This window comes from Streptomyces lunalinharesii, from assembly GCF_039532155.1.
GTDB classification, from domain to species: Bacteria; Actinomycetota; Actinomycetes; order Streptomycetales; family Streptomycetaceae; genus Streptomyces; species Streptomyces lunalinharesii.
Window position 1 is genome coordinate 517,229 of sequence record NZ_BAAARK010000001.1, and the last position, 25,348, is coordinate 542,576.

Here is a 25,348-nt window from a genome sequence, read left to right on the forward strand (position 1 = left end):
CTCACCTCCTGGGGAGCAACAAAGAACGGTGCCATTCAAAGAAAACAGGAAATACCGAACGCAGCACGCGGAAGGCGGATATCCCACCGCGCACCGTTTGGATCCGCACGAGTTCGTGTTCCGGGGCGTCCACGACCACCCGCACGGCCGCGACCGCGCGGCTGCCGCAGTGCACCGCGGTCCGGAGCGTCGCGGCGGACTCCATGTCCACCGCGATCGCGCCCTCGGAGTGCAGCGCGGCCCGCTCGGCGCCCCGCACGACGTGGTCGCAGCCGCGCAGCAGTCCGGTGTGCACCCGCAGGCCGCGCGCCCGCAGGGAGTGCACCAGCGGGCCGTTGTCACGGCACGGCACGTCGGGGAAGCCGGGCCGGTGGTCCCGGGTGGCCTCGGCGACGATCACGTCTCCGGGGCGCATCCCCGGTGCCAGTCCGGCACAGAACCCGCTGGCCACCACGGCTGAACCCGCGGTGACCGACCCCGCACCCAGGGCGGCGGCCAGGGCCCGCTCCGCCGCCTGGGGTCCCATGCCGGTACGGAGGGTGACCGCGGGCGAAGCCGCTGCCCCGCGCCCACCCCCGCGCAGCGCGAACCGTTCGATGCCGAGCGCGCAGGCGACCAGCAGCGGCGGATCCGCATCCGGCACGGGCCGTCTCGGCATCAGTCCCCCACCAGTGCCCCGGCCGCCGCGCCGGTGCCCGGTCCGCCGTGGACGTAGCGGCCGAGGGCGGTCACGGGGAAGACCTGGCGGTACAGGTGGTAGTTGATGGAGAAGTCCCACGGGAAGCCGGTACCGGTGAAGTACGGCTCGTCCCAGGAACCGTCCGGCAGTTGGTTCTCCACCAGCCAGCGCACCCCGCGGCGGACCGCCTCGCCATCCCGCTCGCCGGCCGCGAGCAGCGCCATCAACGCCCAGGCGGTCTGCGAGGCGGTGGAGGCGCCGCGGCCGGCCCACCGTTCCTTGTCCTGGTAGGAGCGCTGGTCCTCGCCCCAGCCGCCGTCGTCGTTCTGCACCCGCTCCAACCAGCCGACGGCGCGGCGGACGGCGGGGTGGGAGGTCGGGATGCCGGCGGCGGTGAGCGCGGGCAGCACCGAGCCGGTGCCGTAGACGTAGTTGGTGCCCCAGCGCCCGAACCAGGCGCCGCTGGGCTCCTGTTCGGCCAGCAACCAGGCCAGGCCGCGGCGGGTGCGCGGGTCGTGGACCCGCCCGACCTCGGCGAGCATCTCGACGACGTGCGCGGTGACGTCGGCCGACGGCGGGTCGATGACCTCGCCGAAGTCGCAGAACGGCAACCGGTTGGGGAACGGGCTGGTGTTGTCGGCGTCGAACGCGGCCCAGGCCCCGTTCTTCGACTGCATCCCGAGGCTCCAGCGCACCGCCCGCTCGACGGCGGCCTCGACCCGCTGCGGGTCGGGGTGGCGCACCCGACGGAGCGCCAGGACCACCTCGGCGGTGTCGTCGATGTCTGGGTAGTTTTCGTTGTGGAACTCGAACGCCCAGCCCCCGGGGGGCAGTTGCGGGCGGCGCACGGACCAGTCGCCGGGCCGGTCGATCTGCTCGCCGAGCATCCACTCGACGGCCTGGACCAACTGCGGATGGTCGGCGGGCACCCCGGCGTCGGCCAGGGCGATGGTGGCCAGGCAGGTGTCCCACACCGGCGACTGGCACGCCTCGATCATGCGGGCCCCGTCCGCGCGCCGGACCGCGAACCGCTCCAGGGAGTCCAGGCCGGCCCGCAGTACGGGGTGGTCGAGGTCGTAGCCGAGCAGGTGCAGGGCGATGACGGAGTAGACGGCGGGGGGCTGGATGCCGCCCCAACACCCGTCGTTCTCCTGCCGCTCGATGATCCAGCGGCCGGCCGAGCGCAGCGCGGCGGCCCGCGGCCGGCGCAGCGCGACCTTCTGGTAGAGGTGCAGCGCCCGGTCCAGGCGCTGGAAGAGCCCGTCCCAGCTGGCGGCGGGGGCCATCGGCCGCGGCGGGTTGGGGTTGCGGGGGTCGGCGTGCAGCTCGTCCAGGCCGAACGGCGCCGGGCGGACCGGGCGCTTGGCCGAGACGACGGTCAGCGGGACGATCGTCTGGCGGGCCCAGCAGCCGAACGCGTAGATGCTGAGCGGGAACCACTTGGGGAAGTAGAGGAGCTCCGGCGGGAGCTCGGGCAGGTCGTCCCACTTCCACCAGCCGAAGAGGGCGAGCCAGATGCGGGTGAAGACGCGGGAGGCGGCGATCCCGCCCTGTGCGCGGATCCAGGCCGACGCGGTGGCCATGTGCGGGGCGTCCGGCGCGTCACCGGCCAGCCGGAGCGCCACGTACGCCTCGATGGTGGTGGAGAGTTCGCCGGGCCCGCCGTAGAACGTGGTCCAGGTGCCGTCCGGGAGTTGCTCGCCGCGGACGTAGCGGGCGGTGGCCGCGGTGAGTTCCGGGTCCTGGATGCCCAGGAACTGACGGAGCATCAGATCCTCGGCGTCCATCGTGACGTTGGTTTCGAGGTCGCCCTTCCACCAGCCGGCAGGGTCCTGGAGGGAGAGCAGGTAGTCGGTGGCGCGGGCGGTCGCTTCCCGCGCGGCGTCCGCCGTGACCGTGAGCACGGCGGGGGTCGGTCTGCCGGCCGGGCCGGCGGATGCGGTCTCGTCGGCGGCATCGGTGGCCGAGGAGCCCCCGGGCGGCAGCGCCCCGGTGCTGCCGTCGGTCGTCGCTGTCATGGCTTCCCCTTCTGCAGTGAACTGTCAATGCGTGTTCAGGGATTCCGTCGGCCGACGCCCGGACGGCGTCGGCCGGCGACTGCGAGCTATGGCGTGTTGATGGTCATCATCTCTCTCGTACGACGACGAAGTCCGCGAGCGCGACGAGCTGCCCGCGGAGGTGTTCGGGCATGTCGATCTCGTCGAGTGCGGCGATGGCGGTGGCGTGCTGGCGGCGGGCCTCCTCGGAGGTCCACTCGCGGCCGCCGGCCTCCTCGATCAACGCCGCGCGGGAGGCGAACTCCTCCTCGGTGAAGTCGGCGATCTCGGTCTCGCTCTTCTTGGCGTCGGCGGCCAGGATCCGGGCGAGCCGCTCGGAGGCGGGCCCGCCGGCCGCGAGCGCGGCGACGACCGGCAGCGACTTCTTGCGCTGGCGCAGGTCGCTCCAGGTCTGCTTGCCGGTGGCCTCCGGGTCCCCCCAGATGCCCAGCAGGTCGTCGACGGCCTGGAAGGCGAGGCCGAGGTGGTAGCCGTACCGCTCCAGGATGTCCGCGGTGCGGTCGTCGACGCCGCCGAGGACCGCACCGATGGAGACCGCGCAGGCGAGCAGGGCGCCGGTCTTGTTGCCCTCCATCTCCAGGCACTCCTCGACGGTGACCCGCTCGCGGTGCTCGTAGGAGATGTCCTGCGCCTGACCGTCGATCAGCTTGCGGGTGGCCAGCGTCAGACGGCGGGTGGCCCGGCCGGCGTCCACCGTGCCGAGCTCCAGCAGTATTTCGTTGGCGAGCGCGAACAGCGCGTCGCCGACCAGGATGGCCTGCGCGGGACCGTGCACCTTCCAGACCGTGTCGCGGTGCCGGCGCTGCTCGTCACCGTCCATCAGGTCGTCGTGCAGCAGGGAGAAGTTGTGCACGAGCTCGACGGCGACCGCACCGGGCACCCCGACCTCCGGGTCGGCCCCCGCGACCTCGGCGGACAGCAAGGCGAGCGCCGGGCGCACCGCCTTGCCGCTGTCACCGGCGCTGGGGTTGCCCGCCGCGTCGATCCAGCCGAAGTGGTAGGCGGCGACGGTGTCCATGGGCGGGGCGAGCCTGGCCACGGCGGCACGCAGCACGGGAGTGGCGAGTGTCCGCCCGCGCTCCAGCAGCGCGGTGACGCTCGCGGTGTCGATAGCCGGGGAAGCCACGGTTTCTCCTCTGTTTCCGATGCTGGTGCTCGTGCGAGCGCCCGTACGCCTGGTCATGCCGCCTCCTGAGGCAACTGGCCCTGGGGGACGCCGAGTTCGGTGAGTGCCTCACGGGCGGCTGCGGTGCCGCTGCGGACGGCGCTCTCCATGGTCGCGGGCCACCCGGTGGCGGTCCACGCGCCGGCCAGGTACAGGCCGGGGACTTGGGTGCGGGCAGCCGGACGGAGCCGGCCGACGCCCGGTGCGGGCGCGAAGGTCGCGGTGCGCTCGCGGGTGACGAAGAAGTCGTGGATCCGGGCGCCCCGGGCGGCCGGCAGCAGCCGTTCCAACTCGGGGAGGTAGCGGGCGCGGAGCGCGGCGACCGGCTGGTCGATCTCCGCCTGTGCGGCCGACTGCGACAGGGCGAGGTACTGGCTGCGTTCGTGGCCGGGGGTGCGGGCCAGCCCGGAGGCTTCGGTGCGGTCGAAGACCCACTGGACCGGGGACCCGATCGCGGCGAAGAACGGGCGGCGCACCACCTTGCGGTCGTAGAGGACGTGGACGTTGAGGATCGGTGCGGTGCCGATCTCCAACAGCCGTTCCTTGGCGGGCAGTGCGCCGTCGGGCAGCAGGGCGTGCGCCTCGCGCTGCGGCACGGCGAGGACGACGGTGTCCGCGGTGAGCGTCTCCCGGCCGTGCGGGCCGTTCTCCACCGTGACCCGCCAGCCGGCGTCGTCGCGGGTGACCGCGGCCGCCCGGGTGCGCAGCGCGACCCGGACGCCGGCCTGGTCCAACGCCTTGGCCGCGTGGGTGTCGTGGAGCTCGCCGAGCGGCGCCCGGGCCCAGCCGATGTCGGCGGCACCGGGCGCGGAGAGCAGGCCGGTCTTGAAGACCTTGGCGGCCAGGCCCAGCGAGGCGTCGCCGGCGGTGGCGTTGAGGGTCGCGACGCCGACCAGGTCCCACAGCGCTTCGACGGCGCGCGGGCTCTGCCCGTAGCGGCGCAGCCAGCTGCCGAAGTCGGTGGCATCCAGCGCGGGGTCGGCCGGGTCCAGCCGCCCGAGGGCGAGGGTGGCGCGGACCACGCCGGCGCGTTCGGCCGGCGAGAGGTGCGGGTAGAGCGCGAGGCTCTTGGCCAGGTGGAGCGGGACCGGCAGGCCGGTGCGGCGCAGCCGGCCGAGCCGCAGCCGGCCGCCGGCGTGCCCGACGTCCAGCACCGGGACGTCCATCCGGTCCTGGAGGGGCGCCAGGTGGCCCGCGCCGAGCCGCTCCAGGTGACTGCCGTAGGCGGTGCAGCAGCGCAGGTAGACGTGTTGGCCGTTGTCGACGGTCAGCGGGCCGACGGCGGAGTCGCGGCGGAACGAGAAGACCAGCCCGCCCAGGCGCGGCCGGCCCTCCACCAGCGTGACCCGCAGGCCGGCGTCGGCCAGGGCCAGCGCCGCGGTGGTACCCGCGAGTCCGCCCCCGATGACCACCGCGGCCGCCCCTTCGGGACGGCCGGCGGGGCGCGACGAGGCACGCCCGGGCAGCGTGGCTCCCACTGTCATGTGTGCTCCCCCCTCACGCCTGTGATGGACGCCGTTGTCCGGCGAAGGGTTGCCCGCCGCACCGACGCCGGACCGTGGTCGGTGTACGCGGTCCGGCACCTCATCCACGCCTCCTGCTCTCGGCCTGCCGGCGGCCGATCGCCCGCGCGTCGAGCCCGGAGAGCCCGCGCACCGCGACGAACGCCTTCTCCCGACCGGGCAGCGAGACCCGGCCGCGCAGCACGGCCGCCGGGTCGTCGGCGATCCGCGACAACAGCCGGTGGTAGATACCGGCCATGGCCGCCACACAGGCGCCGCTGCGTCGGTCGAGCATCGGCAGCAGCCGGAAGCCCTCGGCGAAGAGTGCACGGGCCCGCCGGACCTCGAACTGCACCAAGCCGGTGAAGTCGGCGCCGGGCGGCGGCACCGGGCCCTGGAACCCCGCCGAACAGCCGAACTTGGCGAGGTCCTCGGCCGGAAGGTACGTCCGTCCGTTGCCCGCGTCCTCGCGAACATCCCTGAGGATATTGGTCAGTTGGAGCGCGAGCCCGAGCGTATCGGCGTACTCGGGGGCGCGTTCGGCGTCGAGTGCGCCCGGTACCGTGCCGAAGACGCCGAGCGAGATCCGGCCGATCGCCCCGGCCACGCAACGGCAGTAGACCGTCAGCTCGTCCCACGTCTCGTAGGTCTCGCCGCGGACGTCCGCCAGCACCCCGTCGATCAGTTCGTCCAGCGCGCCGAGCGGGATGGGGAAGCGCCGGGCGGCGTCGGCGAGCGCGACGGCCACCGGGTCGGTGTCGTCCTCGGCGATCCGGCCGTCCTTGATGCGGGCGAGCAGGGCGCGGGTGTCCTCCAGCCGGCGCCCCTTGGCCTCGGGGGCCAGGGCACCGTCGCCGATGTCGTCGACCCGGCGGGAGAAGGCGTAGAGCGCCGACATCGCCTGCCGCTTCTCGGCCGGCAGCAGCCGGATCCCGTACGCGAAGTTGCGCGCCTGCTGCCCGGTGACCGTCTCGCAGTAGCGGTACGCAGCGAGCACCGGCGCGGACATCTGTGTGGTGGCCTCCACGGTCCGACTCACCCCTCTCGTCGCAGTGTCGCCCCGACCTCGCGCAGCAGGCTGAGCTTGGTGGGCTTGGGCGGTCCGGGGAGTACATCGTGATCGGCGGCGGCGACCGCCTGGAGCGCGGCGCGGCCGCCGGCGACGAAGCCGGCCAACAGCAGCTTGAGCCGGCCGGACACGCTCCCCACCAGCGGGGCGCCCTCGTCGAGCAGCTCACCGGCGCGCTCCGCCTGGAAGGCGATCAGCGCGCGCACCGAGGGGCCACCGGTCGGTGCGGCCAGGTCCTCCTCGGTGACGCCGAAGCGCTTCAGGTCCTCGTCGGGAAGGTAGATCCGGTCCCGGCCGAGGTCCTCGCTCACGTCCTGGATGTGCTCGACGAGCTGGAGTGCGGTGCAGATGGCGTCGGAGAGCCGGACGCGCTCCGGACTGGAGGTGCCGGTGACGCCGAGGACGAGCCGGCCGACGGGGTTGGCGGACAGCTCGCAGTAGGCGGCGAGGTCGCCGTAGGTGGCGTAGCGGCTGATCCGCTGGTCCTGGCGGTTGGCCTCGATGAGGCCGAGGAAGGGATCGGGGGTCAGCCCGCAGCGCCGCACGGTCGGGCCGAGCCGGCGCATCAGCGGGTGCTTGGGCCCGGGCGCGCGGTCGCTGAAGACCCGGTGCAGGTCCGCTTCGAGGGCGTCGAGCAGCGCCGGGCGGTCGTCGTACTGGACGCGGTCCAGGCCGAGGAGGACGGCGTCGCCACCACCGGGGGCCAGGTCGCCGTCGCCGATGTCGTCGACGAGGCGGGCGAAGCCGTAGAGGGCCATCAGGTCGGCGCGCCAGGCGCGGGGCAGGAAGAACGGCGCGACCGGGAAGTTCTCGTGCGCGGCCTGATCGAGCACGGTGCGCGTGTGGTCCCTCCCGCCACTCACCGCCACCCTCCGGAGGAAGGCGCGACGCGCCTGCTCGTCTCCTCGGCTCACCGGGGGCTACCCGGCGTGTTGTGGAGCCGGAGCGAACCAGTAGCCATTGCCGTCACGTCTCCCGTTCTACACCGCCAAGCCAAAACATCCCATTTCGGACACGCCGCAGCTAGCGACGCGCTCCGATCGAGCTCCTGTCGCTCGCCCGGGTGAACATTGCCCGACTTGCACCACTTGTGCCGTTTATGCCGATCAGTACCCGTACAGCTTACGCCGTACATCCAGACCGCGTCCGAGTGGGTACTGAAGCCTCGGGCAACGATCCGATCAACGTGGTCCGGGAAGCAACTGTTCCCGGATCGCACAGAGTTGACCATTCCTTCACGATCGGAGGCCCCCGCCATGACCGTGCGCGGGGGCCTCCTGCGAAGGTTGGGCTATTTGCCCGTCTCCTTCTCGTACGCCTTGATGACCTCGTCGGTCGGGCCGTCCATCAGCAGTTCGCCCCGTTCCAACCACAGCACCCGGTCACAGGTGTCCCGGATGGACTTGTTGTTGTGGCTGACCAGGAAGACCGTGCCCGCGTCCTTGCGCAGCTCGCGGATCCGGGCCTCGGAGCGCTTCTGGAACGCACGGTCGCCGGTGGCCAGCGCCTCGTCGATCAGCAGCACGTCGTGGTCCTTGGCCGCCGCGATGGAGAACCGCAGCCGGGCCGCCATGCCGGACGAATAGGTGCGCATCGGCAGCGAGATGAAGTCGCCCTTCTCGTTGATCCCGGAGAAGTCGACGATCTCGTCGTAGCGCTCGCGGATCTGCTCGCGCGACATGCCCATCGCCAGACCGCCCAGGACGACGTTCTTCTCGCCGGTCAGGTCGTTCATCAGGGCCGCGTTCACGCCCAGCAGCGAGGGCTGACCGTGGGTGTAGACCTTGCCGCGCTCGGCGGGCAGCAGACCCGCCACGGCCTTGAGGAGGGTCGACTTGCCGGAACCGTTCGAACCGATCAGGCCGATCGACTCGCCCTTGTAGGCGGTGAAGGAGACGCCCTTCACCGCGTGCACCTCGCGCACGCCCACCGACGGCCGGCGCCGGATGATGCGGTTGAGCGCCGCGATCGCGCTGCCCTTGCCCGTACCGGTGCCGTAGACCCGGTAGACGATGTGCAGCTCGTCCGCGATCACGGTCGGGACCCGCTCCTGCGCCGCCTCCGTCGGCTGGACGCCGTTCATCTGCTCAGCCACGTCCGTACCGCTCCTCAGCCTTCCAGAAGTACACGAAGCCCGCGACGCCCGCCAGCACCGCCCAGCCGGCCGCGAACGCCCACACGTGCGGCGGGAGCTGGCTGGCCTTGAAGCTGTCGATCAGCGCGAACCGGATCAGGTCGATGTAGACCGCGGCGGGGTTGGCGTACAGCAGCACCTCGACCCAGTGCGGGACGTGCTTGCCCTGGAGGATCACGCTGATGCTGAACATGACACCGGACGCGTACATCCACGTCCGCATGATGAAGGGCATCAGCTGCGCCAGGTCCGGCGTCTTGCTGCCGAGCCGGGCCATGACCATCGCCAGGCCGGTGTTGAACACGAACTGGAGCACCAGCGCGGGGAGCACCAGCAGCCACGACCACGTGGGCAGCTGCCCGAAGGCGAGCAGGATGACCACCAGCACGCCCATGGAGAACAGCAGTTGCTGGAGCTGCATGAGGCAGAACGAGATCGGCAGGCAGGCCCGCGGGAAGTGCAGCGCACGCACCAGACCCAGGTTGCCCGAGATCGCCCGCGTACCGGCCATCACGGAGCTCTGGGTGAAGGTGAAGATGAAGACACCGGTCACCAGGAACGGGACGTAGTCCGGGACGCCCTTCCGGGTGCCGATCAGCAGACCGAAGATGAGGTAGTAGACGAGCGCGTTCAGCAGTGGGGTCGCCACCTGCCAGACCTGGCCCAGCTTCGCCTGGCTGAACTGCGCCGTCAGCTTGGCGCTGGCGAAGGCGGAAATGAAATGCCGGCGGGCCCACAGCTCGCCGACGTACTCCGTCAGGCTGGGCCGGGCACCGCTCTGCGCCAGTCCGTACTTCTCCGCCCGCTGGACGGGGGTGAGTCCTTCGTCGGCGGATGGCGGGGCACTCATGGCGACCGCACTGTCGTGCGTAGTCTCGCTCACAGTTGACACTTTCGTCCTCAAGGTGCGCTCCCGGGGACGCCCCGGTTCGCGCCTGATGCTCTCAGATACGAGCTTGTCAGATGATGGGAGGGCGGCCCAACCGGGTCAGTCGCCAAACGGTAGCCCACTTCATGGGACGCCTGGGACCGCACGGGGTGGCCCAGCCCTCCTTGAAGCCGCCCAGCCAAGCCCGGAGCCCCGGCAACGACGGCCGGCGGGCGAGGGTGAGCAGGAGCCAGACACCGAGGTAGACCGGAACCAGCGGAGCGGGAAGGTTGCGACGGGCCAGCCAGACCCGGTTGCGGGCCACCATCCGGTGGTAGACCGCGTGCCGGGCCGGGGCCGTGGTGGGGTGGTGCAGAACCAGGTCCGCCCGGTAGTCGACCAGCCAGCCGGCGTCCAGCGCGCGCCAGGCCAGGTCGGTCTCCTCATGGGCGTAGAAGAACTCGTCGGGCAGGCCCCCGACCTGCGTGAACACCGCCGTACGGACCGCATTGGCACCACCGAGGAAGGTGGTCGCCCGCGAGGACCGCATCGGGTCGGAGGCGCGCAGCCGCGGGACGTGCCGGCGCTGCGTCAGCCCGGTGTCCGGGTCGGCGATCCGGAAGCTGATGATGCCCAGCGCCGGGTCCGCGGCGAACGCCTCGCGGCACAGCCGGGCGGTGTCCGTTTGGGGCAGCAGCCCGTCGTCGTCGAGGAAGAGGAGGGCGTCGACGCGGTAGTCGTCGGTGCCGTCGATCGCGAACGCCTCGATGCCGACGTTGCGGCCGGCCGGGATGCCGACGTTCTCCGGCAGCTCGACGGTCCGCACGTCCAGCCCGGGCACGGCCAGTTCGGGCAGCGGTGCGCCGTTGCCGACCACCACCACCTCGATCGGGTCGCCGTCCTGCCGGGCGACGGAGTCCAGCAGAGCCCGCAGCTCCTCGGGGCGGTTGCCCATGGTCAGGACGACCGCACCGAGTCGCATGCCGGACGCCGTGGTCACTTGAGCCTGCTGGAGGCGAGGATGGACACGAGGTGCAGCAGTGTCTGCAGGAGCGCGATGCCGGCCAGCACCGCGACGCCGAGCCGCGAGAAGAACAGGTCGCCGCGGACCGCGTCCACGATCGCCAGGGCCAGGATCAGCAGGGACGCCTCGATGCCGAGGACCAGCCGGTGGAACTTCAGCGCCGCCGCCGCCTTGCGGGCCAGCGCCAGCCCGGACGAACGCGGCTCGGCCGCGGCCTCCTTGACCGGCGGCAGTCCGCCCTGGTGGCGGGCGACGCCGACGAGGTCGGTCTCCGCCTTGATCAGGATCGCGCCGAGGGCGGCCAGGGTGCCGAGGAACGCCCAGAGCCAGTCGATCCGGCCGGGGCCCCACAGGTCCGCGGCGCGCAGGCCGAAGCCGACGAGCACCGCGGCGTCGCACAGGTAGGCACCGACCCGGTCCAGGTAGACGCCGCCGAGCGAGAACTGCTTCTTCCAGCGCGCCACCTCGCCGTCGATGCAGTCGAGCAGCAGGTAGAGCTGGACCATCACCACGCCCAGCACGGCGCCCCAGACCCCCGGCACCAGCAGCGCCGGGGCCGCGAGCACACCGAAGACGGTCATCAGGTAGGTCAGCTGGTTGGGCGTGACCTTGGTGTTGACCAGGTACCGGTCGCAGCGCAGCGAGATTTCCCGCATGTAGAGGCGGCCGGCCCAGTGCTCTCCGCTGCGCCGGTCCTTCACGCCCTCGGGGTGAACGACCGGGCGGAGCTCAGCTACTGATGGTTTCGGCATAGTCGGCGTATGCGTCCCTGATCTGATCGGTGGACAGGTCCAGGTGCTCCAGGATCGTGTAGCGGCCCGGACGGGTCTTCGGGGCGAACTCGACGGCCTGCACGAACTCCGCGTCGGTGAAGCCCATTTCGCCGGGGGTGACCGGCAGGCCGTGGCGCTGGAGCACCTCGACCATCAACCCCGCCGTCTCCCGGTCGCCGCGCAGGTGGGTGGCGAAGGCGGCGCCCAGGCCGCACTGCTCGCCGTGGCTCGCCGCCCGCTTGGGGAAGAGGATGTCGAAGGCGTGGTTGATCTCGTGACAGGCACCGGAGGCGGGTCGGCTGTCGCCGGCCACCGACATCGAGATGCCGGTCAGGACCAGCCCCTCCGCCAGCACCTGGAGGAAGGCGTCGTCGCTGACGCTCCCGGGGTGGCGCAGCACGGCCTCGCCGGCCTGCCGGGCCATGGCCGCGGCCAGCCCGTCGATGGCCTCGCTGGTCTCCCGGTGCGCCAGTTCCCAGTCCGCCACCGCGGAGATGTTGGAGATCGCGTCTCCGATGCCGGAGCGGACGAAGCGGACCGGGGCCTCACGGATGATGTCGAGGTCGATCACCACGGCGATCGGGTTGGGCACGCCGTACGAGCCGCGGCCCGCGTCGTTGTCGAGGGTGGCGACCGGCGAGCACAGCCCGTCGTGCGACAGGTTGGTCGCGACCGCCACCAGCGGCAGGCCGATGCGCGCCGCGGCGAACTTCGCACAGTCGATGATCTTGCCGCCGCCCAGGCCCACGACCGCGTCGTAGTGCCCCTTCTTCATGGCGTCCGCGAGCTTGATCGCTTCGTCCAGGGTTCCGCCGCCGACCTCGTACCACTCGGCGCCCGGCAGGGCGGGGGCCAGCCGCCGGCGCAGCCGGGCCCCCGAGCCGCCGCTGATCGCGATGGCGAGCTTGCCGGAGGCCGAGATGCGCTGGTCGGCCAGCAGACCCGCCAGGTCGTCCAGGGCGCCGGCGCTGATGTCGACGACGACCGGGGACGGAATGAGGCGGGTCAGTACTGGCATGCGATGTCACGGCCCTTCGTGAGGTCGTCGTGGTTGTCGATCTCGACCCACTTGACGTCGCCGATCGGCGCCACGTCGACCTTGAAGCCGCGGTTGACCAGCTCCTGGTAGCCGTCCTCGTAGTAGAGGTCCGGGTCCCGCTCGAAGGTGGTCTTCAGGGCGTCGGCCAGCTCGGCGGCGGCCTCGCCCTCGATGAGCGTGACGCCGATGTACTCGCCGGTCGCGGTGGCCGGGTCCATCAGCTTGGTGATCTTCCGGACGCCCTTGGCGGGGTCCGCGACGACCTTCATCTCCTCGTCGGCGAGCTGCTTGACGGCGTCCAGCGCGAGGATGATCTTCTGGCCGTCGCCGCGGGCGGCGAGCAGCGTCTGCTCGACGGAGACCGGGTGCACGGTGTCGCCGTTGGCGAGGATCACCGAGTCGTGGGCCGCGATCACGTCACGGGCGCACCACAGGGAGTAGGCGTTGTTCCACTCCTCGGCCTTGTCGTTGTCGATCAGGGTGATCTTCAGGCCGTACTTCTGCTCCAGCGCCTCCCGGCGCTCGTACACGGCCTCCTTGCGGTAGCCGACGATGATCGCGACCTCGGTCAGACCGATCTCGGCGAAGTTGCCGAGGGTCAGGTCGAGGATGGTGGTGGCTTCCCCGTCCCCTTCAGGGCCCACCGGCACCAGCGCCTTGGGCAGGGTGTCGGTGTAGGGGCGCAGACGCCGTCCGGCGCCGGCGGCCAGCACGAGGCCGATCATGCGGGTTCTCCTTCATCGTGTACGGCGGGTGCACCGTGATTGTGCGCGGCCACCCAGAAGCGGATGCTCTCGGCGAGCACCAGCAGCGCCAGGACCCCAGCGAGTGCCGTGAGCGCGATCGTGAAACCTGTGGCGGGCAGCAGGGCGGCGAGGACGGTGACCACGAGGATCCGCCCTTCGTACCCGCCGGTCGCCCGGACCAGCCACCGCGGTGGGGCCCCGGCGCCACCGCGGATGCGGTAGACCGTGTCGTAGTGATGGTAGGCGACCGCCGCGACCAGCCCGAACGCCGCGGGCAGCGCCCCGTGGGCGTCCGCGCGGGCGGCCAGCACCAGGACGAGGAGGTATTCGCCGGCCCGGAAGAAGGGCGGGACGAGCCAGTCCAGGGCGCCCTTGAGCGGGCGGGCCAGCGCCGCGGCGGCGAGCAGCGCGGAGCAGACCGCGACGCCGACGGTGAGCCAGGAGGCGGGGTCCGGCTGGGAGATCACCCACACCAGCAGCACCGCGGAGGAGAGAAACGCCATAACGGGTGCGAGGAGGGAACCGGTGCTGGCCCGGCCCCGGCCGCCGCCGGTCAGCAGCTCGACCAGCGGACCGTAGTCGGCGAGGTCGGCGAGCGCCCGGGCGGCCCGGTCGGTGCGGCGGGCCCGGCGGCTGCGCGAGCGCAGCACCCGGCCGGCCGTGGTGTAGCAGGCGGCCAGCGCGCAGCCGACGAGCAGGACGGAGAAGACGATGCGCGGGGTGGTGAGCGCGGTCAGGACGGCGATCATGGCCCAGCGCTCGCCGATCGGCAGCACGATCATCCGGCGCGCCCAGACCGTCCAGCCGACCCGGTCGAGCCGGTCGGACAGTCCCACGGCCGGGCCGGCGCCACCGTCCCCGCCCTCGAAGTCGCTGCCCTCGTTGAAGGCGAAGTCGACGACGTGGCGGCAGGTCTGGAGGATCATCGCGCCGAGCGCCAGCGCCCATACGTCGTCGCCGCCCCGGGCCGCGCCGAGGGCGAGTCCGGCGTAGTACGCGTACTCCTTGGCGCGGTCGAAGGTGGCGTCCAGCCAGGCGCCCAGCGTCGAGTACTGGAGCGAGTAACGGGCGAGCTGCCCGTCGGTGCAGTCCAGGACGAAGGAGAGCAGGAGCAGCACGCCGGCCGCGACGAAGCCGCCGCGGGTTCCGGTGGCCGCGCAGCCGGCCGCGATCAGCGCGGTGATCAGGGAGGCCGTGGTGACCTGGTTCGGGGTCAGGCCGCGGCGGGCGCACCAGCGGGCGAGGTACCGGGAGTACGGGCTGATGAAGAAGGTGGTGAAGAAGCCGTCGCGGGACTTCACGGCGGTGCGCAGCCGGACCGCCTCCTCGTCGACGGCGGCGACGGCCTCCCGGGCCTCCTCCCGCTGGGCGGGGGTCAGTGCGAGGGTCGCCACCAGGCTGCCGGGCTCGACGCGGTGCAGTCCGACGTCGGCGCGGTCGAGCGCCTCGGTCAGGGTGTCGGTGAGCACGTCCGTCAGGTGCGCGGTGCCGGCCCCGACGGGGATGCGGCCGGCGGCCCGGTCCAGCGCGGCGCGGGCCGCGGGCTGCACGGTGAGTGCGCCGGGCACCGCGGCGGCCGGGAAGCGGGGGTCGGTCAGGGCGAGCCGCAGGGCGTGCAGGTGGCCGACGAAGCGGGGGTCCACCACGGCCACCCGCTCCTGGGGCGGTGCCTGGGCGAGCAGCTCGGTGGCGCCGGCGGGGTCACTGGCCGTGCGGACGTCAAAACCCAGGGTGCGCAGGTCGGTTTCGAGCGACGACCCGGCGACCGGGGGACCGGTGAGGATGGCGGTCGACAGACGAACTCACTCCTTGGATGCTGACGAGCAGCGCCGGTCGGTCCGCATTCGACACGAACTACCCGGGCGGCGGGTGCGGCACACCTGGCCCTGGGAGGCCGGGAGGCACGTCGGCAGAGGCTATCCGATCGCGGGATGCGGCCGTTCACCACGCATTCACCACCCGATCGGGTGAGCGACGGCTGCGCCTGCCGCGATCATCATGGTGGATCGGGCCTCACCGGAACAACTGGCCGCCGACCCGGGTGCCGGTTATGCGGGGGCTGGTCATGGTTGCCGCTGAGCAGCTGTGGCGAGGGCCATGCCGGAAGGGTCGGCGTGGTCCGGCGCCGGTGTGGCGGGCCGTCCGAGGGGACGGCCCGGCCCCCACCGGGCGCCCGACGCCGGGCGGCACCCGGCAGTGCTCTGCCGATCCCGGTGGTCTTGGTGGGGCAGACTTGACAGCGACGACCGACGACAAGGATGGGCATGCCGATCACACCTGCCAACGGACAGACCGCCGGAACCTCGGCGGTGGGTGCGCCGGACGGCGCCGCCGAGCCGATCATGCTGGAACTGGTCGACGAGGACGGCACGACGATCGGCACCGCGGAGAAGCTCGCCGCCCACCAGCCGCCCGGTCAGTTGCACCGGGCGTTCTCGGTCTTCCTCTTCGACGAGAAGGGGCGGCTGCTGCTCCAGCGCCGGGCGCTGTCGAAGTACCACTCCCCCGGCGTGTGGTCCAACACCTGCTGCGGCCACCCGTACCCCGGCGAGACGCCGTTCGCGGCGGCGGCCCGGCGGACCGCGGAGGAGCTGGGCGCGGCGCCCGCGCTGCTGGCCGAGGCCGGCACGGTGCGCTACAACCACCCCGACCCGGCCTCCGGCCTGGTGGAGCAGGAGTACAACCACCTGTTCGTGGGGCTGCTGCGGGCCGAGCCGACGCCGGACCCGGAGGAGATCTCCGAGGTCGCGTTCGTGACGCCGGACGAGCTCGCCGAGCGGCACGCGCAGGTTCCGTTCTCCGCGTGGTTCATGACCGTGCTGGACGCGGCGCGGCCGGCGGTCCGCGAACTCACCGGGCAGTCGGCGGGCTGGTAGCGAGCGGCATCAGCGGCAGCTCGGCCCAGATGGCCTTGCCGCCGCCCACGGTGTGCGTCACGTCGCACTTCCCTCCCACCTCCGCGGTCAGCACCTTGACCAGCCACAGGCCGCGGCCGCCGACGTCACCCTCGTCCGCCTCCAGTGCCTTGGGGCGGTAGGGGTGGTCGTCCTCGACCGCGATCCGGAGCCAGTTGGCTCCGATGGTGAGCTGGACGGCGATCTGCGGGGAGAGCAGCGCGGCGTGCCGCACGGCGTTGGTGACCAGCTCGGAGACGATCAGCAGGAGCCCGTCGAGGATGTCGTCGACGACGGGCACGCGCTGTTCGACGAGGAGGTCCCGCACCGCGTGGCGTGCCTGGGGCACCGACGACTCCAGTGCCGGGGCGGTGAACCGCCAGACACCTTCGTACGCGAGCGGGGAGGTCAGCTCCTCAGGGGGTTCTGCAGGGGGTCCGGAAGGCATCCTCACATGACGAGTGTTGAGAATGCGCTGGTCCGGGCCGGCCTCCTGAACACAAGTCAGCGCCTATCGACGCCTTTTGGTCGATTCTGTCGGAATTGATCGCTCTCGTGATGCATCCCGTCGTTTTGAATGCGCATTGTGACGGTGACCTCCGGGCCGGTCGCCGGCCCGGCACGGGAACCGGCGCCGTCGGGGCAAAGATCAAGCCACCCGGCTGTCCTCGACCATGCCGACCACGCGCCGGCCGCCGATCCCCATGGCGAGCAGGCCCAGCCCGTCGAAGAGCAGTTCCAGCGAGAAGAAGCAGCCGATGACGTAGAGACTGCTCTGCGGCCAGTTGCCGAGCACCAGGACGCCCAGCAGGATGCCGATCACGCCTTGGAGCAGGGTCCAGCCGAACTGCGGCCCGCGCACCACCACCGCACCCGCCAGGCGGAACAGTCCGCCGGTCAGGAAGAGCAGGGCGGCGAACATGGTCAGCGCGGCGGCGGTCGCGTCCGGCAGCCGGAGGACCACCACCCCGGCCGCGATGTTCAGCGCCGCGACGATCACCGCGAGCCAGAAGTAGCTCGACCCCCGGGACTGGACGGCGTGCACCAGCCCCACCAGGCCGCCGATCAGCAGCAACCAGCCGAAGAGCAGCATCGTGGTGAGCGTGGCCACGCCCACGTAGATCAACCCGACGATGCCGGCCAGCACGAGGACGACGCCGAGGATCGCGAGCAGCCCGAAGCTGCGCCCCAGCCGGGCCGTCGGGCTGCGCCGGGAAGACCTGGACCTGCCGCTCATCGCCGCCTCCTCGCTCAGGGACCGTTTTTCCCGGTATACCCCGTATTGCGGGAGGTGGCAGAGGCAGCCGGGCGCGCCCGCGGGCACACACGACAGCAGGCCCGGTGCGTGTGCACCGGGCCTGCTGTCCATCTGAGTAGCGGGGACAGGATTTGAACCTGCGACCTCTGGGTTATGAGCCCAGCGAGCTACCGAGCTGCTCCACCCCGCGTCGACTTGGAAGACCTTACGGGGTCCCGGCCGCGGAGACAAATCGAAAACCGGAGCGGGTGCCCGGCCGCCTCGGGCCCGGTCACACCGTCCGGTCGGTGATCCGGCCGCCGTCGACCTCGATCCGGCGCGTGGTGTGCACGGCCGTCAGCATCCGGCGGTCGTGGGTGACCAGCAGGAGGGTGCCCGGGTACGAGGCGAGCGCGGACTCCAGCTGCTCGATGGCGGGCAGGTCGAGGTGGTTGGTCGGCTCGTCCAGGACCAGGAGGTTGACCCCGCGGCCCTGGAGGAGGGCGAGAGCCGCCCGGGTGCGCTCCCCGGGCGAGAGGGTGCCGGACGGGCGCAGCACGTGGCCGGCCTTGAGGCCGAACTTGGCGAGCAGGGTGCGCACGTCGGCGGGTGCCAGGTCCGGGACGGCGGCCCGGAAGGCGTCCATCAGGGAGGTGTCGCCGCTGCCCCGGAACAGCTGGCCGCGGGCCTGGTCGATCTCGCCGACCACCACGCCGGGGCCGAGCGAGGCCGCGCCGGAGTCCAGCGGCAGCCGGCCCAGGAGGGCGGCGAGCAGGGTGGACTTGCCGGCGCCGTTGGGGCCCGTGATGGCGACCCGGTCCGCCCAGTCGATCTGGAGGTCCACCGGGCCTAGGGAGAAGTCGCCGCGGCGCACCGCGGCCTGCCGGAGGGTGGCCACCACGGCGCCGGCCCGGGGCGCCACGGCGATCTCCATCCGCAGTTCCCACTCCTTGCGGGGCTCCTCGACGACCTCCAGCCGCTCGATCATGCGTTGGGTCTGCTTGGCCTTGGCGGCCTGCTTCTCGGTGGCCTCGACCCGGCCCTTGCGGCCGATCTTGTCGTTGTCGGTGGCCTTGCGGCGGGCGTTGCGGACGCCCTTCTCCATCCAGTTGCGCTGGGTGTGTCCGCGGGTCTCCAGGGCCGCCTTGGTGTCCGCGTACTCGTCGTAGCGCTCGCGGGCGTGCCGCCGGGCCCGGTCGCGCTCCTCCAGGTAGGCGGTGTAGCCGCCGCCGTAGGTGTTGACCTGTTGCTGGACGAGGTCGAGTTCGACGACCTGGGTGACGGTGCGGGCCAGGAACTCGCGGTCGTGGCTGACCAGGACGGTGCCGGCGCGCAGGCCGGTGACGAAGGACTCCAGGCGGTCCAGGCCGTCCAGGTCGAGGTCGTTGGTGGGCTCGTCGAGGAGGAAGACGTCGTAGCGGGAGAGCAGCAGCGAGGCGAGCGAGGCGCGGGCTGCCTGGCCGCCGGAGAGGGTGGTCATCGGCTGGTCGAGGCTGATCGCCAGGCCCAGCTGTGCGGCGGTCTCCTCGGCGCGCTCGTCGAGGTCGGCGGCGCCCAGGGCGAGCCAGCGCTCCAGGGCGGTGGCGTAGGCGTCGTCGGCGCCGGGGCGCCCCTCGGCGAGGGCCTCGGTGGTGGTGTCCAGGGTGCGCTGGGCCTCGGCCACGCCGGTGCGGCGGGCGAGGAAGGCGCGCACCGACTCCCCGGGGCGCCGTTCCGGCTCCTGCGGGAGGTGGCCGACGGTGGCGGTCGGCGGGCTGAGGGCGAGGCCGCCCTGCTCGGGGGTGGCCAGTCCGGCCAGCAGGCGCAGCAGGGTGGCCTTGCCGGCGCCGTTGGCGCCGACAAGGCCGATCACGTCGCCGGGGGCGACGACCAGATCGAGACCGGAGAACAGGACGCGCTCGCCGTGGCCGGCGGCGAGGTCTTTGGCGACGAGGGTTGCTGACATCAGGCCGCCGATCGTATCCGGCCGGGTGCCCGGCGGTCGCTCTACTATCCGGGCATGGAACCGGGTCTGAAGACGCATGTCAGCGGCGGTACGGCGACCGTCACGATCAGCAACACGGGCAAGCGCAACGCGATGACCGTCGCGATGTGGCGGGAGCTGCCGCCGCTGCTGGCGCGGCTCGCGGCGGACCGCGCGGTGCGGGCGCTGGTGCTGACCGGGGACGGCGGGACGTTCTGCGCGGGGGCGGACATCGGCTCGCTGCGGGACCCGTCGGGGGCGTCGCAGGGGCTGGCGGTGGCGGCGGAGGAGGCGTTGGCGGCCTTTCCGCGGCCGACGGTGGCGGCGATACGGGGCTACTGCGTGGGCGGCGGCGCCCAGTTGGCGGCCGCCTGCGACCTGCGGTTCGCGGAGGAGGGGGCGCTGTTCGGGGTGACGCCGGCGAAGCTGGGGGTGGCCTATCCGGCGTCGGCGACCCGGCGGCTGGTCCGGCTGGTGGGGCTCTCGGCCGCCAAGTACCTGCTGTTCTCGGGCGAGTTGGTCGACTGTGCGCGGGCGCTGCGGACCGGGCTGGTGGACGAGGTGGTGGCGGCGGGCGAGCTGGCCGAGCGGATCGCGGAGTTCACCGCCGTCCTGGCGAGCCGGTCGCTGTTGACCCAGACCGCGGCGAAGGAGCTGGCCAACGGGACCTGGGACGTGCCGCCCGAGGAGGCGGAGGCGCGCGGGGCGTCCTGGGCGGCGCAGGCGCGGGAGAGCGGCGACACCACGGAGGGTGCCGCCGCCTTCCTGGAGCGCCGGGCGCCGCGGTTCAGGTGGCCCGAGGGCTGAGCGGTGTGCGCCGGCCGCGCTCTTGACGCTCCGTCAGTTCCCTTCGGTACCGGCGTCCCGCCACCGCTTCCCGGCCAGGATGGCGTTGCCGTGCTCCCGCAGGGCGGCGACGACGTCGGCCGGCGCCTTGTCCGGGGAGCCCGCGTCGTAGGGCGGCTGCGGGTCGTACTCGATGCCGAGCTGGATCGTCTGCGCGACGAGGTCGCCGGCGATCCGGCCGGCCAGGGTGAGCCCCATGTCGATGCCGGAGGAGACGCCCGCGGCGGTGACGTACTTGCCGTCGAAGACCACGCGCTCCCCCGTGGGTTCGGCGCCGTAGGTGGGGAGCAGGTCCAGCGCGAGCCAGTGGGAGGTGGCCCGGCGGCCCCGCAGGAGGCCGGCGGCGGCGAGGATCAGTGAGCCGGTGCAGACCGAGGTGGTCCAGGTGGTGCCGGCGTCCACGGCCCGGATCCAGTCGTGCAGCGGACCGTCCGTCATGAGCGCGGCCTGCCCGGGGCCGCCGGGGACGACGAGGACGTCCGGCGCGGTGACGTCGCCGAGGCCGGCCTCCGCGACCAGGTTGAGGGAGCCCTTGTCGCTGCGGTGGACGCCGGGGCGCTCGGCGACGAACACCACTTCGGCGTCCGGGATGAGCCCGAGGGTCTCGTAGGGGCCGATGGCGTCGAGGGCGGTGAAGCGGTCGTAGAGGAGGATCGCGATCTGCATGGGGGCCTCGTTCCTGATTCGGTGGTGCGGTGTGCCGGGGTGGTCGGTGGTGGCGGGCGGTGCGGGAGCCGGTCAGGGCAGCCGGGCGGGCCGGAAGCGGCGGCGGTATTCGGCCGGGGAGGTGTCGAGGACCCGGACGAAGGCGCGGCGCATCGCCTCGGTGGTGCCGTAGCCGCACTGGCGGGAGATCTGTTCGACGCCGTCGGCGGTGTCCTCCAGGCGCCGGCGGGCCGCCTCCAGGCGGACCCGGTCGACGTAGCGGCCGGGCGTCATCCCGGTCTCGTCGCGGAAGGCGCGGGCGAAGTGCCGCGGGGAGAGCCCGGCGCGGTCGGCCAGCGCCTCGACGGAGAGGTCCGCCGCCGGGTGCTCGGTGATCCACTGTTGGACGTCGCGCAGCGGGCGGCGCTCCGCGGTCTGCGCGGCGAGTTGGGCGCTGAACTGCGTCTGGTTGCCCGGTCGGCGCAGGAAGACGACCAGGTGGCGGGCGATGGACAGGGCGAGGTCGCGGCCGAGGTCCTCCTCGACCAGGGCGAGCGCCAGGTCGATGCCGGCGGTGACGCCGGCGGAGGTCGCCACGTCGCCGTCGCGCACGTAGATCGGTTCGGGGTCGACGCGGACCGCGGGATGGCGGGCGGCGAGGTCGGCGCACAGGCTCCAGTGGGTGGTGGCCCGGCGGCCGTCCAACAGTCCGGCCGCGGCGAGCAGGAAGGCGCCGCTGCAGACCGAGACCTTCCGCCGGGCGCGGGGGGCGTGCGCGCGCAGCCAGTCGACCAGGCGCGGGTCGGGGAGGCCGGTGCCCTCGCCGCCCGGCAGCAGGAGGGTGTGCCCGGGCTCGGCGGCGTCGAGGGCGAGGTCCGGGACGAGGGTCAGGCCGCTGGTGGTGCGGACCGGGGCGCCGGTCAGGCCGGCGGTGCGGATGCGGTAGGCGCCGGGGACGGCGCGGCAGGCCCCGCTGAAGACCTCGACCGGGCCGCTGACGTCGAGGCTCTGCACGCCGTCGAAGAGGACGACCAGCACGTCGCGCTGTTCCATGCCTCCATCCTGATGGCGCGGCACGATGGCGGCAATGACGGAATTCCCACCTTTCCTGCCATGTGGGAGCGGGGCACCCACGGGGGTGGCGCCATACCGACGGGTCGGTAACCTGCTCGCATGACGTCTTCCAGCGCACTGCCCGAACGGGCCGGCCGGCACTGCCACAACGCCCTCAACCCCTTCCACTCGGCGCACTACTTCGCCCCCGAGCTCACCGCGGAACTGTCCGGGTTGAACGTGGAGGGTCGCGCCGGGTACTTCGCCGTCCGGAGCGCGCCGCTCGGCGCGGTGGGGGCCGGGGCGGTCGCCGCGACCTTCTTCTCCTTCAAGCACGAACTGATCGCCCAGCACGTGCCCCAGGTCTGGACGGTCGCCACGCCGCAGGCCGTGCTGGACGCCCGACTGCGGGCGGTGGACGCCTGCCTGCGCCGGCTCCTCGGCGACGCGGTGCAGTCCCCGGAGATGGCGGAGGCGGCGAAGCTCGCGCTGACCGCCGCCGAGGGCTGCGCCCGGCACGCCCGGCCGTTGTACTCCGCCCACGCCGATCTCCCGGTCCCCGAGGCCCCGCACCTCGCCTACTGGCACGCCGCGACGTTGCTGCGCGAACACCGCGGCGACGGCCACCTGATGGCGCTGCTCGACGCCGAGCTGGACCCGGTGGAAGCGCTGGTCTCGCACGCCGCCAGCGGGCACGGGATGAGCTACCGCGGCATCCTGGCGACCCGCGGCTGGACGCCGGAGGAGCTGACGGCGGCACAGGAGCGGCTGCGCGGACGCGGACTGCTGGTCGGCGCCGAGGAACTCACCGAGGCCGGCACGGCGCTGCGCAAGGAGCTGGAGCGGACCACGGACCGGCTGGACCGGGCACCGTACGAGCACCTGGGGGCGGCCGGCGTGGCCCGGTTGACCGAACTCGCGGCCGGCTTCACCGCGCGCCTGATGGAGGCCGGGGCGTTCCCCCAGGCGCTGTTCGCCAGGGATTAGCCGCTCGCCCGGAACCGGGGCGCCGGCGGCGGGTGCGTCTTCTCACACCCCGGCGTTCCCGGCCGGGCGGTGCGACAGTCCGGGGCGCCAAGCGGCACAATGCAGGCTCAAGAAAGTCGCTGGAAGGCGGGCAGGATCAACGTGACGGCAGCCACTGGGCCCATCGGGACCCACGGGTCCATCGAAGCGCGCATCGCCGACGAGCTCGGCGTCAAGGAGCGGCAGGTGAAGGCCGCGGTCGAACTGCTCGACGGCGGCTCGACCGTCCCGTTCATCGCGCGCTACCGCAAGGAAGCGACCGAGACGCTGGACGACGCCCAGCTGCGCTCCTTGGAGGAGCGGCTGCGCTACCTGCGGGAGCTGGAGGAGCGGCGGACCGCCGTCCTGGAGTCCGTGCGGTCGCAGGGCAAGTTGGACGCCGCGTTGGAGGCGCAGATCCGCGGGGCCGAGTCCAAGGCCCGGCTGGAGGACATCTACCTGCCGTTCAAGCCGAAGCGGCGCACCAAGGCGCAGATCGCCCGGGAGGCGGGGCTGGAACCGCTGGCCGACGGGCTGCTGACGGACCCGTCCGTCGAACCAACCGCGGCCGCCGCGGCCTTCGTGTCCGCGGACAGGGGCGTGGCCGATCCGGCGGCGGCCCTGGAGGGCGCGCGGGCGATCCTCACCGAGCGGTTCAGCGAGGACGCGGACCTGATCGGCGAGCTGCGCGAGCGGATGTGGTCGCGCGGCCGGGTCGCGGCGAAGGTGCGTGCGGGCAAGGAAGAGGAAGGCGCCAAGTTCGCCGACTACTTCGCGTTCGCCGAGCCGTTCACCGAGCTGCCCTCCCACCGGGTGCTGGCGATGCTGCGCGGCGAGAAGGAGGACGTCCTCGACCTCACCCTGGAGCCGGAGGACCCGGCCGAGGTCGACGAGGGCCCCAGCGCCTACGAGCGGTCCATCGCGCACCGCTTCGGGATCGTCGACCGCGGCCGGCCGGGCGACACGTGGCTCAAGGACACGGTCCGCTGGGCCTGGCGCACCCGCGTGCAGGTGCACCTCGGGATCGACCTGCGGCTGCGACTGCGGCAGGCCGCCGAGGAAGAGGCGGTCCGGGTCTTCGCCGCGAACCTGCGGGACCTGCTGCTGGCGGCGCCCGCCGGGACGCGCGCCACGATGGGCCTGGACCCCGGTTTCCGCACCGGCGTGAAGGTCGCCGTGATCGAGGCGACCGGCAAGGTGGCGGCGACCGAGACGATCTACCCGCACGTGCCGCAGCAGAAGTGGGACGCGGCGCTGGCCACCCTGGCGCGGCTGGCCCGGGAGCACCACGTCGAGCTGATCGCGATCGGCAACGGCACCGCCTCCCGCGAGACCGACAAGCTGGCCACCGAACTCATCGCCGCGCAGCCGGAGTTGAAGCTGACGAAGGTGATGGTGTCCGAGGCGGGCGCCTCGGTGTACTCCGCCTCCGCGTTCGCCTCGCAGGAGCTGCCCGAGCTGGACGTGTCGCTGCGCGGCGCGGTCTCCATCGCGCGGCGCCTGCAGGACCCGCTGGCCGAACTCGTCAAGATCGACCCCAAGTCGATCGGGGTCGGCCAGTACCAGCACGACCTGTCCGAGGCCAAGCTGTCGCGCTCGCTCGACGCGGTGGTCGAGGACTGCGTGAACGGCGTCGGCGTGGACGTCAACACCGCCTCCGCACCGCTGCTGGCCCGGGTCTCCGGCATCAGCTCGGGCCTGGCCGAGAACATCGTGAACCACCGCGACGGCAACGGCCCGTTCCGCTCCCGCAAGGGCCTCAAGGACGTGCCGCGGCTGGGACCCAAGGCGTACGAGCAGTGCGCGGGCTTCCTGCGGATCCGCAGCGGCGACGACCCGCTGGACGCCTCCAGCGTGCACCCGGAGGCGTACCCGGTCGTGCGCCGGATCGTGCAGGCGGCGCAGAGCGAGGTCGGGTCCCTGATCGGCAACACCGCCGTGCTGCGCGCCCTGCGCCCGGCGGACTTCGTCGACGACTCCTTCGGCCTGCCGACGGTCTCCGACATCCTCCTGGAGCTGGAGAAGCCGGGCCGTGACCCGCGGCCGGAGTTCAAGACCGCCACCTTCAAGGACGGCGTGGAGAAGATCGGCGACCTGGCGCCGGGGATGCTCCTGGAGGGCGTGGTGACCAACGTCGCCGCCTTCGGGGCGTTCGTGGACGTCGGCGTCCACCAGGACGGCCTGGTGCACGTCTCGGCGATGTCGAAGACCTTCGTCAAGGACCCGCGGGACGTGGTGAAGCCGGGCGACATCGTCCGGGTCAAGGTCCTCGACGTCGACATCCCGCGCAAGCGGATCTCGTTGACGCTGCGGCTGGACGACGAGCCGGGCAAGGGCGCGGCGGCCGGCGGCGAGCGGCGCGGCGGCGGTGGCGGTGGCGGTCGGGCCCCGCGCGAGGGCGGCCGGGGCGGTGCGCCGCGACCGCGGCAGGGCGGCGGCCAGCAGGGCGGCGGCCAGCAGGGTAGTGCCCAGCGGGGCGGTGGCCAGCGGGGCGGCGAGCGCCGCGGCGGTGGCCACCAGGCCGGGCCGGTCAACGACGCGATGGCGGACGCGCTGCGGCGGGCCGGGCTGTTGGGCGGCAAGGACGGCCGTTGAGCGGAACGGACTGACAGGGGCGGGGCCGCCGGCCGGCGGGCGTCGGAGCGTGGG

Annotated in this window: 22 protein-coding genes and 1 tRNA gene; 4 read left to right on the forward strand and 19 right to left on the reverse strand. The window is 72.8% G+C overall.

Annotation, left to right across the window (positions count from 1 at the left end):
• Position 1: 1 nt before the first annotated feature.
• The 13 genes from ABD385_RS02375 to ABD385_RS02435 all read right to left on the reverse strand — a co-directional run bounded on the left by ABD385_RS02375 (position 2) and on the right by ABD385_RS02435 (position 14,852).
• Positions 2–658, reverse strand: a complete 657-nt coding sequence (locus ABD385_RS02375; RefSeq protein ID WP_344573143.1) for a phosphorylase family protein — start codon at positions 656–658, stop codon at positions 2–4.
• On the reverse strand, positions 658–2,697 hold the full coding sequence (gene shc / locus ABD385_RS02380; protein ID WP_344573144.1) for a squalene--hopene cyclase: 2,040 nt from the start codon (positions 2,695–2,697) through the stop codon (positions 658–660). The genes ABD385_RS02375 and shc overlap by 1 nt, the downstream gene beginning before the upstream one ends.
• A gap of 106 nt (positions 2,698–2,803) precedes the next feature.
• Entirely contained in the window at positions 2,804–3,919 is a 1,116-nt protein-coding gene (locus tag ABD385_RS02385) for a polyprenyl synthetase family protein (protein WP_344573146.1), read from the reverse strand.
• Positions 3,916–5,385, reverse strand: a complete 1,470-nt coding sequence (gene hpnE, locus ABD385_RS02390) for a hydroxysqualene dehydroxylase HpnE (RefSeq protein ID WP_344573148.1) — start codon at positions 5,383–5,385, stop codon at positions 3,916–3,918. The genes ABD385_RS02385 and hpnE overlap by 4 nt, the downstream gene beginning before the upstream one ends.
• Positions 5,386–5,485: 100 nt before the next feature.
• On the reverse strand, positions 5,486–6,412 hold the full coding sequence (hpnD, locus tag ABD385_RS02395) for a presqualene diphosphate synthase HpnD (RefSeq protein ID WP_344573496.1): 927 nt from the start codon (positions 6,410–6,412) through the stop codon (positions 5,486–5,488).
• 26 nt (positions 6,413–6,438) lie between these two features.
• Positions 6,439–7,305, reverse strand: coding sequence for a squalene synthase HpnC (hpnC, locus tag ABD385_RS02400; RefSeq protein WP_344573150.1), 867 nt, complete (start codon positions 7,303–7,305; stop codon positions 6,439–6,441).
• 458 nt (positions 7,306–7,763) lie between these two features.
• Positions 7,764–8,555 (reverse strand): ABC transporter ATP-binding protein, encoded by a 792-nt coding sequence (locus ABD385_RS02405; RefSeq protein ID WP_344573497.1) that lies wholly within the window; start codon positions 8,553–8,555, stop codon positions 7,764–7,766.
• A 4-nt stretch (positions 8,556–8,559) separates the two neighbouring features.
• On the reverse strand, positions 8,560–9,489 hold the full coding sequence (locus tag ABD385_RS02410; protein ID WP_344573151.1) for an ABC transporter permease: 930 nt from the start codon (positions 9,487–9,489) through the stop codon (positions 8,560–8,562).
• Between the two features lie 76 nt (positions 9,490–9,565).
• Entirely contained in the window at positions 9,566–10,456 is an 891-nt protein-coding gene (locus tag ABD385_RS02415) for a glycosyltransferase family 2 protein (protein ID WP_344573498.1), read from the reverse strand.
• A gap of 14 nt (positions 10,457–10,470) precedes the next feature.
• On the reverse strand, positions 10,471–11,250 hold the full coding sequence (locus tag ABD385_RS02420; protein ID WP_344573153.1) for a CDP-alcohol phosphatidyltransferase family protein: 780 nt from the start codon (positions 11,248–11,250) through the stop codon (positions 10,471–10,473).
• Positions 11,228–12,289 carry an iron-containing alcohol dehydrogenase family protein gene (locus ABD385_RS02425; RefSeq protein WP_344573154.1) on the reverse strand — a complete coding sequence of 354 codons (1,062 nt, stop codon included), beginning with the start codon at positions 12,287–12,289 and terminating at the stop codon, positions 11,228–11,230. The genes ABD385_RS02420 and ABD385_RS02425 overlap by 23 nt, the downstream gene beginning before the upstream one ends.
• Complete coding sequence (locus ABD385_RS02430) at positions 12,277–13,035, reverse strand: phosphocholine cytidylyltransferase family protein (protein WP_344573155.1); 759 nt, start codon at positions 13,033–13,035, stop codon at positions 12,277–12,279. Before ABD385_RS02430 ends, ABD385_RS02425 begins: the two co-directional genes overlap by 13 nt.
• Positions 13,032–14,852: a DUF5941 domain-containing protein gene (locus ABD385_RS02435; RefSeq protein WP_344573499.1), complete on the reverse strand. Its 1,821-nt coding sequence runs from the start codon at positions 14,850–14,852 to the stop codon at positions 13,032–13,034. The genes ABD385_RS02430 and ABD385_RS02435 overlap by 4 nt, the downstream gene beginning before the upstream one ends.
• Before the next feature lie 468 nt (positions 14,853–15,320).
• Between ABD385_RS02435 and idi the strand changes: the two genes are divergently transcribed.
• Positions 15,321–15,932 (forward strand): isopentenyl-diphosphate Delta-isomerase, encoded by a 612-nt coding sequence (gene idi, locus ABD385_RS02440; RefSeq protein ID WP_344573156.1) that lies wholly within the window; start codon positions 15,321–15,323, stop codon positions 15,930–15,932.
• On the opposite strand, the gene ABD385_RS02445 is transcribed toward idi, so the two are convergent.
• From ABD385_RS02445 to ABD385_RS02460, 4 genes are all read right to left on the reverse strand, one after another.
• Positions 15,907–16,398: an ATP-binding protein gene (locus ABD385_RS02445; RefSeq protein ID WP_344573157.1), complete on the reverse strand. Its 492-nt coding sequence runs from the start codon at positions 16,396–16,398 to the stop codon at positions 15,907–15,909. The two genes, idi and ABD385_RS02445, sit on opposite strands and share 26 nt — an antisense overlap.
• Positions 16,399–16,599: 201 nt before the next feature.
• Complete coding sequence (locus ABD385_RS02450; RefSeq protein ID WP_344573158.1) at positions 16,600–17,187, reverse strand: HdeD family acid-resistance protein; 588 nt, start codon at positions 17,185–17,187, stop codon at positions 16,600–16,602.
• 137 nt (positions 17,188–17,324) lie between these two features.
• A tRNA-Met gene (locus tag ABD385_RS02455) sits at positions 17,325–17,398 on the reverse strand.
• Positions 17,399–17,479: 81 nt separating this feature from the next.
• Entirely contained in the window at positions 17,480–19,132 is a 1,653-nt protein-coding gene (locus ABD385_RS02460; protein WP_344573159.1) for an ABC-F family ATP-binding cassette domain-containing protein, read from the reverse strand.
• Between the two features lie 54 nt (positions 19,133–19,186).
• On the opposite strand from ABD385_RS02460, the gene ABD385_RS02465 reads away from it, so the two are divergent.
• Positions 19,187–19,957 carry an enoyl-CoA hydratase/isomerase family protein gene (locus ABD385_RS02465; RefSeq protein ID WP_344573160.1) on the forward strand — a complete coding sequence of 257 codons (771 nt, stop codon included), beginning with the start codon at positions 19,187–19,189 and terminating at the stop codon, positions 19,955–19,957.
• A gap of 33 nt (positions 19,958–19,990) precedes the next feature.
• On the opposite strand, the gene ABD385_RS02470 is transcribed toward ABD385_RS02465, so the two are convergent.
• Complete coding sequence (locus ABD385_RS02470) at positions 19,991–20,662, reverse strand: DJ-1/PfpI family protein (RefSeq protein WP_344573161.1); 672 nt, start codon at positions 20,660–20,662, stop codon at positions 19,991–19,993.
• Between the two features lie 72 nt (positions 20,663–20,734).
• Positions 20,735–21,694 carry a GlxA family transcriptional regulator gene (locus ABD385_RS02475; protein WP_344573162.1) on the reverse strand — a complete coding sequence of 320 codons (960 nt, stop codon included), beginning with the start codon at positions 21,692–21,694 and terminating at the stop codon, positions 20,735–20,737.
• Between the two features lie 120 nt (positions 21,695–21,814).
• On the opposite strand from ABD385_RS02475, the gene ABD385_RS02480 reads away from it, so the two are divergent.
• Together ABD385_RS02480 and ABD385_RS02485 are read left to right on the forward strand one after the other, a co-directional pair.
• The gene (locus tag ABD385_RS02480; RefSeq protein ID WP_344573163.1) at positions 21,815–22,681 is read left to right on the forward strand and encodes an SCO6745 family protein; all 867 of its coding nucleotides are present in this window, start codon (positions 21,815–21,817) and stop codon (positions 22,679–22,681) included.
• Positions 22,682–22,822: 141 nt separating this feature from the next.
• Positions 22,823–25,294, forward strand: coding sequence for a Tex family protein (locus ABD385_RS02485; RefSeq protein WP_344573164.1), 2,472 nt, complete (start codon positions 22,823–22,825; stop codon positions 25,292–25,294).
• The last annotated feature ends 54 nt before the right edge of the window (positions 25,295–25,348 follow it).